This window comes from Planococcus sp. VCh962, assembly GCF_057748275.1.
On record NZ_JBYLHS010000006.1, the window covers coordinates 149079 to 166005 of the forward strand.

Annotated in this window: 12 protein-coding genes; 11 read left to right on the forward strand and 1 reads right to left on the reverse strand. The window is 45.0% G+C overall.

Translation table 11 applies throughout. The annotated features are described in order from the left end of the window. Nucleotides 1–2: 2 nt before the first annotated feature. The 9 genes from AC3AQ9_RS15605 (at nucleotide 3) to AC3AQ9_RS15645 (ending at nucleotide 12396) form a co-directional block, all read left to right on the forward strand. On the forward strand, nucleotides 3–968 hold the full coding sequence (locus AC3AQ9_RS15605) for a PDR/VanB family oxidoreductase (protein ID WP_488308414.1): 966 nt from the start codon (nucleotides 3–5) through the stop codon (nucleotides 966–968). Between the two features lie 27 nt (nucleotides 969–995). Further along, on the forward strand, nucleotides 996–2486 hold the full coding sequence (locus tag AC3AQ9_RS15610; RefSeq protein WP_488308415.1) for an aldehyde dehydrogenase family protein: 1491 nt from the start codon (nucleotides 996–998) through the stop codon (nucleotides 2484–2486). 436 nt (nucleotides 2487–2922) lie between these two features. Beyond that, a complete protein-coding gene (locus tag AC3AQ9_RS15615; protein ID WP_488308416.1) occupies nucleotides 2923–4845 on the forward strand; it encodes a PTS mannitol transporter subunit IICBA in 1923 nt (640 codons plus the stop codon). Between the two features lie 94 nt (nucleotides 4846–4939). Next, nucleotides 4940–7024 carry a BglG family transcription antiterminator gene (locus tag AC3AQ9_RS15620; RefSeq protein WP_488308417.1) on the forward strand — a complete coding sequence of 695 codons (2085 nt, stop codon included), beginning with the start codon at nucleotides 4940–4942 and terminating at the stop codon, nucleotides 7022–7024. Between the two features lie 5 nt (nucleotides 7025–7029). Next, complete coding sequence (locus tag AC3AQ9_RS15625) at nucleotides 7030–8169, forward strand: mannitol-1-phosphate 5-dehydrogenase (protein WP_488308418.1); 1140 nt, start codon at nucleotides 7030–7032, stop codon at nucleotides 8167–8169. Nucleotides 8170–8807: 638 nt separating this feature from the next. After that, nucleotides 8808–9524: a PspA/IM30 family protein gene (locus AC3AQ9_RS15630; protein ID WP_488308419.1), complete on the forward strand. Its 717-nt coding sequence runs from the start codon at nucleotides 8808–8810 to the stop codon at nucleotides 9522–9524. Nucleotides 9525–9574: 50 nt separating this feature from the next. After that, complete coding sequence (locus AC3AQ9_RS15635) at nucleotides 9575–10603, forward strand: TFIIB-type zinc ribbon-containing protein (protein WP_488308420.1); 1029 nt, start codon at nucleotides 9575–9577, stop codon at nucleotides 10601–10603. Beyond that, complete coding sequence (locus AC3AQ9_RS15640) at nucleotides 10600–11379, forward strand: TPM domain-containing protein (RefSeq protein ID WP_488308421.1); 780 nt, start codon at nucleotides 10600–10602, stop codon at nucleotides 11377–11379. Before AC3AQ9_RS15635 ends, AC3AQ9_RS15640 begins: the two co-directional genes overlap by 4 nt. Nucleotides 11380–11412: 33 nt before the next feature. After that, entirely contained in the window at nucleotides 11413–12396 is a 984-nt protein-coding gene (locus AC3AQ9_RS15645) for an SPFH domain-containing protein (RefSeq protein WP_488308422.1), read from the forward strand. Between the two features lie 80 nt (nucleotides 12397–12476). On the opposite strand, the gene AC3AQ9_RS15650 is transcribed toward AC3AQ9_RS15645, so the two are convergent. After that, complete coding sequence (locus AC3AQ9_RS15650; protein WP_488308423.1) at nucleotides 12477–13250, reverse strand: ZinT family metal-binding protein; 774 nt, start codon at nucleotides 13248–13250, stop codon at nucleotides 12477–12479. 685 nt (nucleotides 13251–13935) lie between these two features. On the opposite strand from AC3AQ9_RS15650, the gene AC3AQ9_RS15655 reads away from it, so the two are divergent. After that, on the forward strand, nucleotides 13936–15417 hold the full coding sequence (locus AC3AQ9_RS15655; RefSeq protein ID WP_488308424.1) for an alanine/glycine:cation symporter family protein: 1482 nt from the start codon (nucleotides 13936–13938) through the stop codon (nucleotides 15415–15417). A gap of 316 nt (nucleotides 15418–15733) precedes the next feature. Then, nucleotides 15734–16591, forward strand: coding sequence for a YitT family protein (locus AC3AQ9_RS15660; RefSeq protein WP_488308425.1), 858 nt, complete (start codon nucleotides 15734–15736; stop codon nucleotides 16589–16591). Nucleotides 16592–16927: the final 336 nt, after the last annotated feature.

A 16927-nucleotide genomic window follows, 5' to 3' on the forward strand; every position in this document is an offset into this window, starting at 1 on the left:
AGATGAGAGTCGCAGGGAATATTCAAGTGAAAGTTGTTCAAATCACACGAGAGACAGAGTTTGTAAAGCGGTTCCGCTTTGCTCCTACCGATAATTTACCGTTGCCGGCATTTGCAGGAGGAGCTCATATAAAAACGTTCCTGAAAAAAGGAGACGAGATTTTAGAGAGAGCCTATTCTCTTGTAAGCCATCCGCAAGAACGGAATTTCTACGAAATAGCCATCAGGCAAGATGATTATTCAACAGGGGGATCTCTTTATTGGCATACGGAAGTCGAGGTTGGTACAGAACTCGAAATCAGTTTCCCAAGAAATCATTTTGCATTGAGCTATCAAGCGAAGCACCATGTTTTCTATGCGGCAGGCATAGGCATCACGCCGTTTTTGACCATGGCGAAAGACTTGCAGGAGTGGCAGACGTTCGAGCTCCATTACACTGCCCGGACTGCAGAACAATGTGCTTTTTATGAGCGGTTAAAAGAAGAGTACGGCGATCGCTGCCATTTTTACTTTTCCCGCGGCGATGAACCGCAAAAGATGTCGCCGACTTCCATGCTGAACCATCGCATTGGTACGCATGTTTATTTCTGCGGACCGGTAAGCATGGTAAAAGAATACCGGGAGGCAGCAGCATCCTATGGATACCCGGCAAAAGCCATTCATTTCGAGTTATTCTCCAGCGGCCAGGATAATGGACCGAAAAATGCATTTATTGCCGAACTGATCGACAGCGAAACAACGCTGCATGTAGGCGAGAATGAGACATTGTTGGATGCATTGCTAAAAGCAGGAATTGACGCACCGTACGCTTGTAAAATAGGCGGCTGTGGAAGCTGCGAATTGGAAGTCGCAGAAGGCGAAGTTCTTCACCGTGATATTTTCTTGACGGATGATGACCGTCAAAAACGAAACTCTATTATAGCTTGCTGCTCACGCGCCAAATCCGGAAAAATTGCCATTAAAATTTAAGCATGAAAAAATAAGGGGGAAAATAAAATGACAGTATTGACAAGTGTATTGGAATTGAAAAATTACATCAACGGGGAATGGCGGTTGGCTGAATCTGGCGAAATTTCTAAGGTCATCAATCCGGCAAACCAGGAAGTGATTGCCCATGCGCCGCGCTCAAGCAAAGAAGAGACGGAAGAAGCAATCCGTGCAGCCCGCGACTCATTTGAAAGCGGAATTTGGTCGGGCAAAACGACTCATGAACGTGCGGCCATCTTAAATGCCATTGCTGACAAAATTGATGAACGTGCAGAAGAATTGACGGTTCTGGAAACAATGGATAACGGCAAACGCAAAGACGAAGCAGCAGCTGATGTCGCGGATGCAGCAACTTGCTTCCGTTATTATGCCGGCTTGATCCTGCATCCTGAAGGTGAAACGTATCAGGTGCCAGACAATGTACAGGCAATGGTAGTGAAAGAGCCAGTAGGCGTGGCAGGATTGATTGTTCCTTGGAACTTCCCGCTGCTCATGAGCGTTTGGAAAATCGCCCCTGCACTGGCAGCTGGAAACTCTATTGTGTACAAACCTGCTGAAGTAACACCGGTTACAGCAATGAAACTGTTTGAAATCCTGGAAGAAGTCGGAGTCCCTAAAGGGGTTGCAAATATGGTATTGGGCCGTGGTTCAATTATTGGCCAAACCATTTCTGAAAGCATGGACGTAGATGTTGTATCTTTCACTGGAAGCACAGAAGTGGGTCGCGAAATCATGCGGGCAGCAGCTGGCAACTTGAAGAAAATTTCGCTTGAACTGGGCGGCAAGTCGCCGAATATCGTTTTTGCAGATGCTGATTTTGAAACAGCTGTGGATTACGGTTTGTTTGGAATCTTCTTGGGTGCCGGACAGGTATGTTCGTCGGGAAGCCGCATTTTAGTGGAAGAAAGCATTTATGACAAATATGTTGAACGCTACGTGGAACGTGCCAATAAAATCAAAGTCGGCCCTGGATTAGAAGAAGGCAATGATGTAGGGGCGATCGTCAGCGAAGCACAAATGAACAGCATTTTAAACTACATCGAAATCGGCAAAGCGGAAGGTGCCACATTAGCGGCTGGCGGCTATCGCTTAACGGAAGATGGGCTTGATAAAGGATTCTTCATCAAACCGACTGTCTTCACTGATGTCACTAACGACATGCGCATTGTCCGTGAAGAAATCTTCGGTCCTGTTGTGACCATCCAGAAATTCAGCACAGAAGAAGAAGCGATCCGATTGGCGAATGATACAGACTATGGTCTTGCAGGCGGGGTATTCTCAAATGACGGAGCAAAAGCACTGCGGGTCATCAAGAAAATTCGTGCGGGCATTACATGGATCAACGATTACCACCCAACTTATGTTGAAGGCCCATGGGGTGGATATAAACAGAGTGGGATTGGCAGAAGCCTCGGGAAATACGGAATGGAAGATTTTCAGGAGATTAAGCAAATCAACACTAGATTGAATGTTGAACCGACTGGCTGGTTCCCTGGCTGATTCGGATATAAAATGATGGGAACTTTATTGGATCCTGATTCATTGCCTTAAAGATTGCGCATCAAATTCATCGCAAAGCCATAGCCACAAAACTGGACCGCTGTAGTTAGCTAGGACTAACTACGGTGAGGGAGTTTTCGGCTGTGGCTTTTTTGCGTTCTTAAATAACTTTTTAAATCTTTATCGGTGTTTCTGGAGACTTCTATCGACGTTTTCCGCGATCTTATCGACGTTACGGCAGTTTCTATCGGTGTTTTGAAGATTTTTATCGGTGTTTCCCGATTTTCTTCCTATAAAACAGAGAAACAACAGGCTTGTCCGGACAAGAGCGACAAAGTTAACTTTCCTTCTTATTGAATACGCTTCCATTCATCCTCTATGATTTAAGTAAGATCAAAAAGAGCTGCTGCTCTTTTTTAGAGAAAGGATGAATGTGATGAATCAATCAGCGATGAAAGTTTCCATACAAAAATTCGGTAACTTCCTGAGTTCGATGGTGCTGCCGAATATCGGTGCATTTATCGCCTGGGGATTAATAACGGCATTGTTCATTCCGACGGGCTTTTTCCCGAACGAAGAACTCGGCCAAATGGTCGGCCCGATGGTTACATACATGCTGCCGCTCTTAATCGGGTATACAGGAGGCCGGCTAATCTATGACCAGCGCGGTGGAGTAGTCGGTACGATTGCAACGATGGGGGTTATCATCGGAGCACCGGATACACCAATGTTCTTAGGGGCCATGATCATGGGGCCGCTCGGGGCATTTGTCATTAAGAAATTTGACCAATTGATTGAAGGGAAAATCCGGACCGGTTTTGAAATGTTGGTCAATAACTTCTCTGCCGGGATTCTAGGCGGCGGGCTTGCGATTCTCGCCTTCCTTGGAGTTGGGCCAGCTGTAAAAGCGTTTACGCAAGTTCTTGTATCAGGTGTCGATTGGTTATTGGAAGCAGGCTTATTGCCATTAACGAGTATTCTGATCGAACCGGCGAAAATTCTCTTCTTGAATAACGCCATCAACCATGGGGTCTTATCGCCAATCGGGTTGGAGCAAGTTCAGCAAGCCGGAAAATCAGTCCTGTTCCTATTGGAATCAAACCCTGGACCGGGTCTCGGTGTGCTGCTTGCGTTTATGCTATTCGGAAAAGGAATGGCGAAACAATCTGCCCCGGGAGCGGCCATCATTCATTTCTTCGGTGGGATTCATGAAATTTATTTCCCTTACGTTTTAATGAAACCGATGTTGCTGTTGTCTGTTATCCTAGGCGGGATGAGTGGCGTCTTTACACTTGTGTTGATGGGCGGAGGCTTGGTGGCGCCTGCATCACCGGGAAGCATCCTGGCGATTGCTGCTGTTACACCGCCTGAAGGAATGGCTTACTTGGCTAACTTTGCAGCGGTATTTGTTGCAACAGCCATATCCTTCCTGATTTCTGCTGTCATTCTAAAATCAAGCAAACAAACAGATGAAGACATTAATGAAGCGACAAAGAAAATGGAACAAATGAAAGGCAAGAAAAGTTCAATTGCTGGAGAGTTAGGCGCAACTGCAGCAACGGCTAAAGGCGTTTTCCCCGAAAACGTCGAAAAAATCATATTTGCCTGCGATGCCGGAATGGGATCGAGTGCCATGGGTGCTTCTCTTTTACGTAAGAAAGTAAAAGAAGCGGGTCTGGACGTCAAAGTGACGAATACAGCAATCAGCACGATTCCATCCGATTCTCAAATCGTCATTACCCAGGAAGAACTGACACCACGAGCGCAAAGTAAAGTGCCGAATGCCTATCACATTTCAGTTGATAACTTCTTATCGAGCCCGGAATACGACACATTGATCGATCGGCTGAAAAATGGTGTGACAGGTGAGCAAGTGGAGCTGGTTGAAGAAAGTGAAACAGCTGCGACAGAAGCTCCTAATGAAGCTCAAGAAGATCAGCTGCTGCTGGAAGAAAACATCTTTATCGGCCAAAGCTTCAACACTAAAGAAGAAGCGATCCGATTTGCCGGACAAGCACTTGTGAATGCCGGCTACGTAGAAGAATCCTATGTGGATGAAATGATGAAACGTGAAGAAATCACAACAACTTATATGGGCAACAACGTCGCAATTCCTCACGGCACCGAAGAAGCCAAAAAATCGGTCATCAAATCAGGCTTTACTGTTGTTCAAGTTCCAAATGGAGTAGACTTTAATGGAGAAAGTGCAAAATTGATCTTTGGAATCGCCGGCAAAGACGGCACGCACCTAGAAATCCTTTCAGGCATTGCAGTCATTTGTGCTGAACAGGACAATGTCGATCAGCTGGTGGAAGCAAAATCCGCTAAAGAATTATTAGAGATCATCAACCGCAAATAAACACTTTAAAGAGAAAGGCAGGATTTCCTGCCTTTTATTCTATTTTGCATTTCTCGCTCTTGAAGGAATCTTAAAAGTGAAATGAGTGAAATAGATGTTTATTACATTTAGGGAAAAGTCCATTATCGAGTTGATTGTCAGAACATCTGGAAAGCATACGGTACACTCCCTATCTACATACATGAATGTAAGTGCCAGGACGATACAGCGGGATTTGAAATCAATAGAAAAGCTGCTGAAGCAATTTGATCTGGAAGTAAAGCGCACAGCAAATGAAGGCCTCTTCATTGAAGGCAATAATGAACAAATCTATCGGCTGATCCAGCGTTTGATCAGTGTCAGCCCGACTGATGAAACGCCTGAAGAACGGAAGTTGAGTTTGTTGATCATATTGCTGCATGAGGGTCCTTCTTTCAAAAAGCAGATGCTGGCCAAACAACTGGGAATCAGCACCGCTACGCTGACCTCGTACTTGGACGATTTGACCGAGTGGCTCCATAAATTTTCGGTCACCTTGTCGAGAAGAAGAGGAGTCGGGATAGAAGTGGATGGCCAGGAAGCCAATAAACGGCATGCATTGGCCAGCTACTTCCTTGTCTATTTTTATGAAGAGCTCATTGAAAGTTTGTATTTTCTGCAGCAAGGGAAAAACCCGGAAGAGAAAGTTCTTGGTTATTTTTCACCGCATTATTTGGCATTGACCGATCAATTGGTGAACCAAAAAATCAATAAAGAACAAACACGGTTGGCAGACAGCGATTATATTGGGCTGGTCGTCCATATCTGCCTGACGCTGCAGCGGACAGAACAGCATTTCTTGTTGGAACCGGATGAGAAGGCAACCGAATCAACCAATGAACATCAATTGATGGAAACGATTTGCGAAGAATTAAGCGACAGGCTTGCGATCCCGCTGACTGCTGAAGATGTGCATTTTTTGTCAGTGATTTTAAAAGGGTCAAAAGTGCAGGCAGCTGACTTGGTTTATTACGATAGCGTGCTGCTTGGCAAGCTGATTAAAAACATGATCCGCAATGTATCATCCCAGCTGCATGTGGATCTGACTGATGATTTTTCATTGTACCAAGGCTTGCTCGCGCATATGGGGCCATCCATTTTCCGCTTGAAGCAAAACTTGGAACCCTTTAATCCATTGACCGATGAAATCAAGAAAAAGTATCCGGTATTGTTTATGGCGGTAAAGCAGAGTCTGGAAACGGAATTCAAGAACCTTGAATTTCCAGCTGATGAAATTGCCTTCATTGTCTTGCATTTCGGTTCGGCTTTGCTGGTGAACGAAGAAAGAGTCCGGATTGACGCAGTAGTCGTCTGCCCGACAGGCATCGGGACTTCCAAAATGCTGGCGAGCCGCATTCAAAAAGAGCTGGCGGAAATCAATTCGGTGGAGATTTTATCAATCAACGATTTTCAATCCGCTCATTTTCAGGAATATGATTTGGTGATATCCACCATTCGGCTTCCGATTACAGACGTCGATTACATTATGGTGAGTCCGCTGCTCAGTGACAAAGACATTGGATCCATCGAAAGCTATCTGCAGAATAATTTAGAGAAAATCACCAGGAAAAAGCAATACGTGAATTTTGGAAAACCGGACGAAACTGTAATTAAAAATAATCGGCCGAATGTGCAGAATCTCCTGCAGGACATAAAAGACGTGCAATCCAGCATGGACGCCATTTTAACGAATTTCCAGGTATTTAGAAAACAGCATGTTACGGATCACTGGAAGGTTTTAGATGAAGTACTCGGGCAGGCAGAACGGAACGGGCTTATCGCCAGTGCCAATGCTGCCATTCGCCAATTAGAGGAGCGGGAAGCAAAAGGCGGGCTCGGAATTCCGAACACCAATATGGCTCTTTTCCATTGCCGCGATGAATCTGTCCGGGAGTTGCTGTTTCAAGTGGTGCACTTGGACAACCCGAGTACCGTCAAAGGGATGGATGGCGGAACAGTGCAGATGAGAAATCTGCTGTTGATGCTGGCGCCGCTTGACATGAGCCACAGAGAGCAGGAAATACTGAGCCTCATCAGTTCAAGCTTGATCGAAAGCGATGCGGCAATGATGATTTTTTCATCTTCTAATGAAAGCATGATTCGAAACAAGCTCGAAGATTTATTCTTCGATTACCTACAAAATAATTTGATAAAGGAATGATCTTATTGAAACAAACCGTTCATTTTGGAGCAGGAAACATTGGCAGAGGGTTTATCGGGGCGTTATTTTCCGAATCCGGTTATCATGTGACATTTGTGGATGTGGCAGACCCGATCATCAATAAATTAAATGAAGAACAAAAATACAACGTAAAATTGGCGCAAGCGCAAGAAGAAACGATTACCATCGAGAATGTTTCAGGCGTCAACAATATGAAAGATGAAGACGGTGTAATAGAAGCGATTCAAAAAGCGACTTATTTGACCACCGCGATTGGCCCGAACATCTTGCCGCGTATCGCTCCGCTGATTGCCCGGGGCATTGCAGAACGCCTTCAGGCTACCGATGAGAAATTGTATGTCATTGCTTGTGAAAACCAAATTGGAGCAACCGATATCTTAAAAAAACATATTTTGGACAATCTCGACGAGGAAACGAAGGACAAGCTCGAAGGCAGCATTTATTTCTTCAACTCTGCAGTCGACCGGATCGTACCGATTCAAGACAGCAGTTCACTCGATGTGCTGGTGGAGCCCTATTACGAGTGGGTAGTCGAAACCAGCGAAACAATTCCGCCGGTAACAGGCATGACCCTTGTCGAGAACCTTGCACCTTTTATCGAACGGAAGCTTTTTACCGTTAATACAGGGCATGCCGTGATTGCATACCTTGGTTATCTTGCCGGCAAATCGACAATTGACCAAACCTTGGCAGATAAGCAAATTGAAGACCAAGTGCGGGAAACGCTGAAAGAAACAGGCGCATATCTCATAAAAGAGTACGGCCTTGATGAAGAAGAACACCTGGCTTATATCAATAAAAACATCGAGCGCTTCAAGAATTCGTTTTTAAATGACGGGGTTACAAGAGTAGGACGGGCACCTATACGTAAGCTCGGACCGGATGACCGCTTTATCCGGCCGACGACGCAAGCGCAAAAAGCTGGATTGTCTTATACCTATCTGGCCAAAGCGATTGCAGCTGCATTGGCGTTCGACCATCCAGAAGATGAAGAAGCAATGAAAATTCAAAGCATGATTCAGAAAAATGGACCAGCATCGGTGCTGAAAGAAGTAAGCGGACTGGATGAAAACAGCGAAATCACCCAAGAAGTGATTCGGCAGTATGAAGCTTTGAAAGCATAGTAATGGAATAGTGAGCTAAAACCCCTCTTAAGATGATTCTTAAGAGGGGTTTTTATATGCTGCTTTTTTAGAATTCTCTTGAATAAGTTAGGTGAATAAAGAGAGCTGTGCTTAAGAAGTCGAATAATTTCTTTACCGAACTTTTTCACCAAATCTTTATCGGTGTTCCATCAGCCTTCTATCTGCGTTTCTCGCCGTTGAATCGGTGTTTCAAGAATTTCTATCGACGTTTCAACAGTTTCTATCGGTGTTTCAGATGTTTCTATCGGTGTTCTTCAATTTCAATAGCACAAACCAAAAACAAAATGGAAAGCCTTCGCTCACCGCGAAGGTCCCTTGGTGAAGTGCCAGTCAAAGAAGTATTTTATTTCCTTCTCGATGTTTCCCCATTTTCAATCAGTGTCTCCGCCATCCCTAACGACGTACTGCAACTTACATATATTTATATATAGTACAAATTGAAAACTTTTCCTGGCTTAGAACGTATAGCAGGAGACAGCTATTTTAAATGGGCTGCCTTACCAACCAGTCTCATCAAGTTTTACACATGATTATTCACCGGTGGTTAAGGGTAATCTCTCCTTATAAGAGGTACTGCCCGACAGGACCGCCAAACTAGATGAAAAAGGAGAATGATGATGGAAATTCTAAAACGTTTCAGAGACATTATGGCAAGCAATATCCATGCAATGCTGGATCAAGCTGAAGACCCGGAGAAGATGATTGACCAGTACTTGCGCGATTTGAACAGCGATTTAGGAAAAGTGAAATCGGAAACAGCTGCCATCATGGCGGCTGAGAAGCGGGAGCGTCGGGAATTGGCGGAGCTGCAGAAAGAAATCGACGATATGCAGCGCTACGCAGTGAAAGCGCTGGAAGCACAAAACGAAGACGATGCCCGGAAGTTTCTTCAGCGAAAAGCGGAATTGGCAGAAAAGGAAAAAACGATGCAGACGGCTGTGGAGCTGGCAGCTGCCAACACCACACAGATGCGCCAGATGCATGACAAACTGGAGTCGGATATCGGTGAACTGGAGTCGCGCCGTGCCGAGCTGAAAGGGAAGGCCTCTGTCGCGAAGACGCAAAAACGCATGAATGAGTTGAATTCTTCTGTGAGCAGTACGGGCGAGCGGATTTCCGCATTCGATAAGATGGAAGAGAAAATCAACCAGGAGCTCGACGAAGCGATGGCCATGGCCGAACTGAATAAAAGTTCAGGTACTGACATCAAAGATTTGGCTGCGAAATACGAGACTGACACGAATGTGGACAGTGAACTGGAATTGCTTAAAGGCGAAATCAATGTGGATGATGAGTTGGAGGCGCTGAAATCTCAGCTTAGCAAAGGCGAATAATGGCTAAAGAGAGAAAATTGATTCCTGCAAGCAGAAGGGAGGGAGCGGGATTGGCCGTTCAATATAAATGCCCCAATTGCGGGTCGGATATGGCGTTTGACGCGGATTCGGGCACATTGTCCTGCCCCAGCTGCGGAAGGCAGGATAATATTGAAACGTTTCCGGAGGAAAACATTCAACAGAAGTTTGAAGCGGATGGAGCGAAAGAATATCATTGTGAAAACTGCGGTGCCATCATCCTGACAGAAGTCAGTACTACTGCTACTCATTGCAGCTTCTGCGGCGCACCGGTTGTGCTGTCGGACCGGCTGACGGGTGAATTTGCCCCGGCGAAAGTGATTCCTTTCACCATCACCAAAGAAGAAGCCGTTGCCGCTTTCAGGAAATGGACGCGGAACGGCCGGTTGACGCCGAGAGGTTTTATGAGCGGCGACCGGATTAAGAAAATGACGGGGATGTATGTGCCATTCTGGCTCTATGATATTGATGGGACCGCTGAAGTAGCAGCGATTGGAACACGTGTACACCAATATCAGCAGGGAGAAACCATCTATACGGAGACGGATTTTTATGACATTTATCGGGGAATCGACCTTAGTTATCTCAAAGTGCCGGCAGATGCATCGGAGAAAATGGACGATGAATTGATGGACAAGCTAGAGCCATACGATTACCAGGAACTGAAAGATTTCAGAATGCCTTATCTTGCCGGTTATTTGGCTGAAAAATATGATTACGACGATGAGGTTTTATTCTCAAGGGTGGAATCGAAGATCGTGCCATATATCGATGCCTATATCAATGGCACGATTTCGGGCTATTCGACCGTCAGCTATACCCAGAAGCAGATTCAGGCGAATAAGAAAAATGTCTACTACACCTTATTCCCTGTTTGGATGGTTTACTATGATTTTGAAAACAAAGAACATACCTTTGCGATGAATGGCCAGACTGGGAAAGTTGTCGGGAAGCCGCCAATCAGCGGAGGCAAAGTAGCTGCTTGGTTTACTGGCATCGCTGCAGGTGCATTTGCAGTCCTGAAAGCCATCTCATACGTTATCGGAGGTGTTCTTTGGTGAGACCAATCCATATAAAAGCACCGGTTCTGTTTATATTAATGCTTTTGATAATATTCACCGGCGGAATGGCGGTTTCTGCCCAGACCGACCAGCACATTTATGATAACGCAGGTCTGCTGAGTGAAGCCGAAGTGAGGGAACTTGAAGATCTTGCAGCAGAACATAGCCAAAAACACGGCGTTGATTTTTTGTTTTTGACCACTTCAAATATGAACGGATTGCCAATCACTACATATATGGGCGATTTTTTTGACCAGTGGGCAGAAGAAAACAACCAGGAAAATGCGGTCTTGCTGACAATCGATATTGGGACCCGCCAAGTTTATCTCGCCGGTTTCGGAGCTGCAGAAACGTCGCTCGACAACCAGCGGGTCGACATGGTGCTCGACCGCATCATGCCTTTTATGCGGAGCGGCGATTACGATGGTGCATTCCGTGAAACGGTGACGACCTCGAGCCGCTACATGGAATACCGGCCGGGCGTGAACCCGGAAAACATCTTCTTTAAAACCTGGTTCCAAGCGGCATTGTCCTTGCTGCTTGGCGGTGTTATTGTCGGCTCGATGGTCTTAAATGCAGGTGGACGAGTGACGACAACGGCGCGAACATATTTTGACGGCAACAACACGCGGGTGAGAAGCCAGCGCGACCAATTCCGGAATAAGACGGTATCGCGGCGAAGAATTCCGAAAAGCAATAGCGGAGGCGGTGGTTTCGGCGGAGGCGGCTCAACTGGCGGCGGTCGTTCCTTCAGCGGAGGCGGCCGGAATTTCTAAGCGCTAATTGACCCAAAGAAAGGGATGAACAATATGGCCTTTTTCGGCAATCAATTTTCAGATGTAGTGGAATGGGATGAATTCAGGGAAGACATGATTTTCTGGAAGTGGACCAATCAAGAAATCAAAAAAGGCAGTAAGCTGATTATCCGGCCCGGCCAGGATGCCGTGTTCCTGAATAATGGTAAAATCGAAGGGATTTTCGAAGACGACGGCGAGTATGACATTGAATCCGAAATTGTGCCCTTCTTATCAACATTGAAAGGATTCCGTTTCGGTTTCAACTCCGGCATGCGAGTTGAAGTGCTGTTTGTAAATACCAAAGAGTTCGTCGTGAGATGGGGAACTAAAAACCCGATCAACATTCCAGCCCCTGAGCTGCCGGGCGGCATGCCAATCCGGGCGAATGGCACTTTCCAGTTTAAAGTGAATGATTATATGGCATTGATCGATAAAATCGCAGGTATCCGCGACAGTTATTTGGTAGATGAAGTAAAGATCCGGATTACTGCGATTCTCGACCAGCTCCTGATGAAATGGATTACCAAAGAAGGCAAGAATATGTTCAATCTGCAGGCCAACGCCCATGAAATTGGCGCTGGCATACAAGATGACTTGAACATGGAATTGATGGACGACGGCATGAAAATCACCGGCTTCCAGGTGATGAGCTTCAACTATCCGCAGGAAATCCAGGATATGATCAACAAAAGCGCTTCCCACGGCATGGTGGGCGACATTTCGAAATACCAGCAGATCTCCGTTGCCGATGCGATGGGAAAATTATCCGTATCCAATACCGCGTCCGATATGGCCGGCATGATGATGGGAATGAACATCGCCAAAGAAATGATGGAAAAACAAAAAGAATCTGCTTCTGAGAATCAGCCCGCTGCAGGCAATCAAAACTCGCAAGCAGCAGGCGGCAATGCAAAAGCACCGAATTTCTGTCCGAACTGCGGCCAAAAAAATGAAGGTGCGAAGTTCTGTCCGAATTGCGGGCAGAAGTTGGTTTAATCGAACAGCTTATCAAGCAGGTAGAAAGATCTCCTGCTTGGTGGGCTTTTTTTATTAACCCCACAAGATCTAATCCTGCGTCAATGTGCCATCATTTCGTGCGCAATCGTATGTCCATCCATAGTAGAAGGATAATAAGTCGGCCAGTTTACGACTTCATCAAGCAAAGCTTGGCGGTCATCGCCCCAATACAAGTGGTAATGAGATGCAGGAGTTGGAAAGATGCTATGGTCACTGAATTGGATAAACTTCGGAAGGCCAGCCGTTTCTTCCGCTAACTTAAAGACAAAGCGGACGCCTCGGTTGCCTGCTTCATATGTAAGGATTTCGTAGCCGTCGTAGACATACTTCCCTGAAAGTTCTTCGCCGGTTTTGACGAACGTGACAGTATCTTCTTTAATGACGACACGGTCAACGTCTGTCTTATAGCCTATTGTGTAATATTCTTTATACTCTTCAGCCGTTTTTTTATCTGAATGCAAAGCTTTATCGGCAAATACTTCATCGAGTTCACCGCTTTGCAAGTAGGGATAGACTGATTGCCAATACCCCTCCCAGTCGGACAGGGGACGGTCTTTTACTTCGCTGTCTTCAAAGAAGCCGTCATAGATTTTCTGAGTGGCTTCGTCCAGCTCATGGCTATGGTCAGAGGCATGGCCGTGATCATGATCATGGCTACTTTCCTCTGAATGGCTTTCCGTCGCTTGTTCCTGTGTTTCAACGGAATCACCAGAAACGCTTGAGGCAGAAGCGGTTTCTGGTTCAGCCTCGGATGGTTCTGCCGATTGGCAGCCTGCCGCCAGCAAAGAACTGATTGTCAGGATGGCGATGCCTTTACTTAATGAATGGTTCATTTTTAACACTCCTTTTTTCAAATCGTAATGATTACAATTTATGATTATACAGATAAACTGGTAATTCTTTAGAAATAAAAATATTCTGAATATAATCGCTAGCTTTCTAAGGGGGATGCGATTGTTTGTAAGGAAATAAAAACTTTAGAGAAGAAATGGCTGCGAAGAAGAAATAAGAGGCATTACAAAAATCACGCATACAAATGGTTCATTATGCATAATAAAAGCTATGCAAAACATGGCTTTATTATGATTCTTGTAAAACTTTTTGGAATCCAGTTTATAAATTATTAACAAGGGAATAAAGAAATACCGTTATACGAGTAATCAAAAGCCATTCTTTAAAGGTATTCTGAAATACTTAAAGCGTTCGAAAGCACACAGGTGGGAAACTCTTGGCGATTAATAAATAGAAAGGAGAACTGGAAAATTTTTTACTAGTTATAGAGAAAAATGATAGTGATACATCGTTCCGCCGTTTTGGATAATGGGAGGTGGAAATATATAATGCTGAGCACTGTTAATACATATGAAATATTAGGGTTCCGCTTTTTAAGCTGAACAACCAAACGTCAGCAGTATAGCTGGAGAGAGCAACGCTGGATAAGAGTGTGTGGAGACGAAGTCTTATTGGCATGATTTTAAATAGAGTATCACCGAAAAGCCGGTATACGAAGGAGGATACATGGAAAATTTTGTAGATTGGATGAATGGGATCGTTTGGAGTTCAGCATTAGTTTATCTTTTTTTGATAGTAGGACTGTTTTATACTATTGCAACACGTTTTTTGCAGGTAAGGCTGCTTAAGGATATGGTGAAACTGACGTTCAGCAGTGATAAGTCGCGAGCAGGAGTGTCTTCATTCCAGGCTTTCACCATGTCATTGGGTAGCAGAGTCGGAACGGGGAATATCGCTGGAGTAGCTACGGCCATTGCATTTGGCGGGCCGGGAGCTGTCTTTTGGATGTGGGTCATGGCAATTTTAGGCGGTGCTACTTCGTTTATCGAAATCACACTGTCCCAAGTTTATAAAAGTAAAGTGGACGGTGAATACCGCGGAGGAGCGCCTTATTACATAGAAAAAGGATTGAAAGCAAAATGGTTTGCTGTCGTGTTCGCCACTATAACACTTATCGTTATGGGGGTATTATGGCCAGGTCTGCAAGCTAACACGATTGCAGTTGCAATGAATAATGCATTCGGAATCGAACCATATATTACAGGCATCATGGTAGTTGCAGTTCTCGGAGTCATTATTTTTGGCGGCGTTAAGCGGATTGCAAAAGCTGCAGAAATCGTTGTACCTATTATGGCAGGCATCTATATTTTAATGGCTGTGATTATTCTGCTTTTCAACCTTACTGAGTTGCCTGGAATCATTTCACTGATTGTGTCAAGCGCTTTAGGTGCAAATGCGGCTTTCGGAGGAATTGTCGGTTCTGCCATCGCCTGGGGTGTGCAACGAGGAGCATTTTCAAATGCGGCGGGGATAGGCAGTGAAACGTTTGATGCAGGGGCTGCAGAAGTATCTCATCCTGCTAAGCAAGGGCTGGTTCAAGCATTTTCAGTTTATGTCGACACGATCCTCATATGTTCGGCTACGGCATTTATGATTCTGTTGACTGGCATGTATAATGTTCAACCGGAAGGAGGCGCTCCTATTGTCGACAATCTTGGGAATGCTGAACCTTCGGCTTATACACAGTTGGCAATAGAATCAGTATTGCCAGGCTTCGGTGCCGCTTTTCTAGCCATTGCGCTGTTCTTCTTTTGTTTCACTACTGCTATGTCTTATTACTATAAGGCAGAAACTTGCCTTGTCTTTATTAGCCGGAATCGTAAGGTAGATTTAACTTGGCCAACTAATATTTTGAAAGTCCTCTTATTAGCTACAATTTTCTATGGCAGTATCGCAAGTGCCAGCTTTGCTTGGGCACTTGGAGACCTGGGAATGGGAAGTATGGCTTGGCTGAACTTTATCGCGCTCATGTTCCTCACAAAGCCCGCTTTAAAAGTGCTGAAAGATTACGAAAAACAGAAAAAAGAAGGCAAAGATCCTGTCTTCGAGCCATTGAAATTAGGTTTTAAAGACGCAGACTTCTGGGTGAAAGAGTATGATGAATCTGAGATCTACGAGTCGGATAAAGGAAAAGTGGAGTCGGTTTAAAAAAAGCTGCAAACTGTCAATGAAAAAGCCGTCTTGGGCTCTTATCGGAAGCTGTATAAGAAAAGGCGTTTCCTCTGATCATAACAATCAGCGGAAACGCCTTTTGTCTTGTCTTAAGGTAGGAAGTGAAAAGCTGACAAATAGAATATTATCCTTCTATAAAAACAAGTGCTTTTCTTTGAAGGAATAAAACTTGCGTTCCAGCTGTTCCATCCCCTATAATTTGAACCATTATGCCAGAACTTTAATAGGCCGCTTCGGATAGTAGAAGGCCTTTTCAATGATAAAGAATTTACGGAAGAACGGAGACTGATATATGAAAAAACTTTATAGTTTGATAATTATTTTCGCAGGTTCGGTGCTGCTCGGTTTCGCATTTAATATGTTTCTCTTGCCGCATGAAATTTTGTCAGGAGGTGTCACAGGCCTGGCAATGATTTTTGGTTTATTAACACCGGTCAATACAGGAATCTGGCTGTTTGTCCTAAACATCCCGATTTTCATGCTGGGATGGTTCAAACTCGGCAAGGTGTTCATCTTTAATAGCATATTTTCAGTAGCTGTGACATCGATTTCCATGCAATATATTCCGGTCATGAAAGTGACGGAAGATGTACTGCTATCGTCCGTATTTGGGGGAGTTCTTGTCGGAGCCGGAGCAGGATTCATTATCCGGTTTTACGGTTCCGGAGGAGGTTTTGATATCATTGGCCTGCTTTTGACGATGAAGCGCGATATCCCGCTTGGCTTTTTGATCTTCGCTCTTAACAGCCTCGTTATTTTCGCATCAGGCTTCATCTTTTCGTGGGAACTCGCGATGTATACGATGGCCTCCATTTACATCACAGGGCTGGTCATTGACCGGATTCACACGCGCCACATCAAGTTGGCCTTGATGGTGGTGACAAGCAAAGGAGACGAAGTCAAAACGAAATTGCTTGAGAATCTATACCGCGGCATTACCGTGACGGACGGCGAAGGCGCGTATTCAGGCAACAAAGTCAAAGTGCTCTACAGCGTCATTTCGCGCTATGAACTTGCTTTTGTCCGGCCGTTAATCAAAGCAGTCGACCCAAATGCTTTTGTCAGCATCAGCGAGACGATGGAAGTTATGGGCAATTTCCGAAAAACGGATGACTTTAAGAAAACACCAGGAATGGACCGTCCATTATAATTTTGCGTGAACAGGCAGAGCGCTCTTCAGATTTAATCATCTGGAGGGCTTTTTTTATGCGAAACAACGCGCTTCAAACAAAATGCCTTGTCATTCTTAGGAAGTGTTGGGTTTACAAATCAACTGAAGGCCCTGTTATTTTGTCCGAAGCTGATGTTTAATCTGAGCACTTTGAATGTATGGCGAAAATAAAAACTCAGAAAATTGAGTCGCTGTTTATTCGTAAGGAAAACTTGCATTTCTGCTGCTCCAACCCCTATACTATGATAATTGTGCCACACCCCCGAAAGGTCGAAGCGGAATTTGCGCGGCCTTTTTTTGGTGGGGTTTGGCAAG

Coding starts and splice junctions, on each gene's coding strand:
- AC3AQ9_RS15615 (WP_488308416.1), top strand. CDS start 2,923: ATGAATCAATCAGCGATGAAAGTTTCCATACAAAAATTCGGTAACTTC.
- AC3AQ9_RS15645 (WP_488308422.1), top strand. CDS start 11,413: ATGGCCTTTTTCGGCAATCAATTTTCAGATGTAGTGGAATGGGATGAA.
- AC3AQ9_RS15655 (WP_488308424.1), top strand. CDS start 13,936: ATGGAAAATTTTGTAGATTGGATGAATGGGATCGTTTGGAGTTCAGCA.
- AC3AQ9_RS15605 (WP_488308414.1), top strand. CDS start 3: ATGAGAGTCGCAGGGAATATTCAAGTGAAAGTTGTTCAAATCACACGA.
- AC3AQ9_RS15610 (WP_488308415.1), top strand. CDS start 996: ATGACAGTATTGACAAGTGTATTGGAATTGAAAAATTACATCAACGGG.
- AC3AQ9_RS15630 (WP_488308419.1), top strand. CDS start 8,808: ATGGAAATTCTAAAACGTTTCAGAGACATTATGGCAAGCAATATCCAT.
- AC3AQ9_RS15650 (WP_488308423.1), bottom strand. CDS start 13,250: ATGAACCATTCATTAAGTAAAGGCATCGCCATCCTGACAATCAGTTCT.
- AC3AQ9_RS15660 (WP_488308425.1), top strand. CDS start 15,734: ATGAAAAAACTTTATAGTTTGATAATTATTTTCGCAGGTTCGGTGCTG.
- AC3AQ9_RS15620 (WP_488308417.1), top strand. CDS start 4,940: ATGTTTATTACATTTAGGGAAAAGTCCATTATCGAGTTGATTGTCAGA.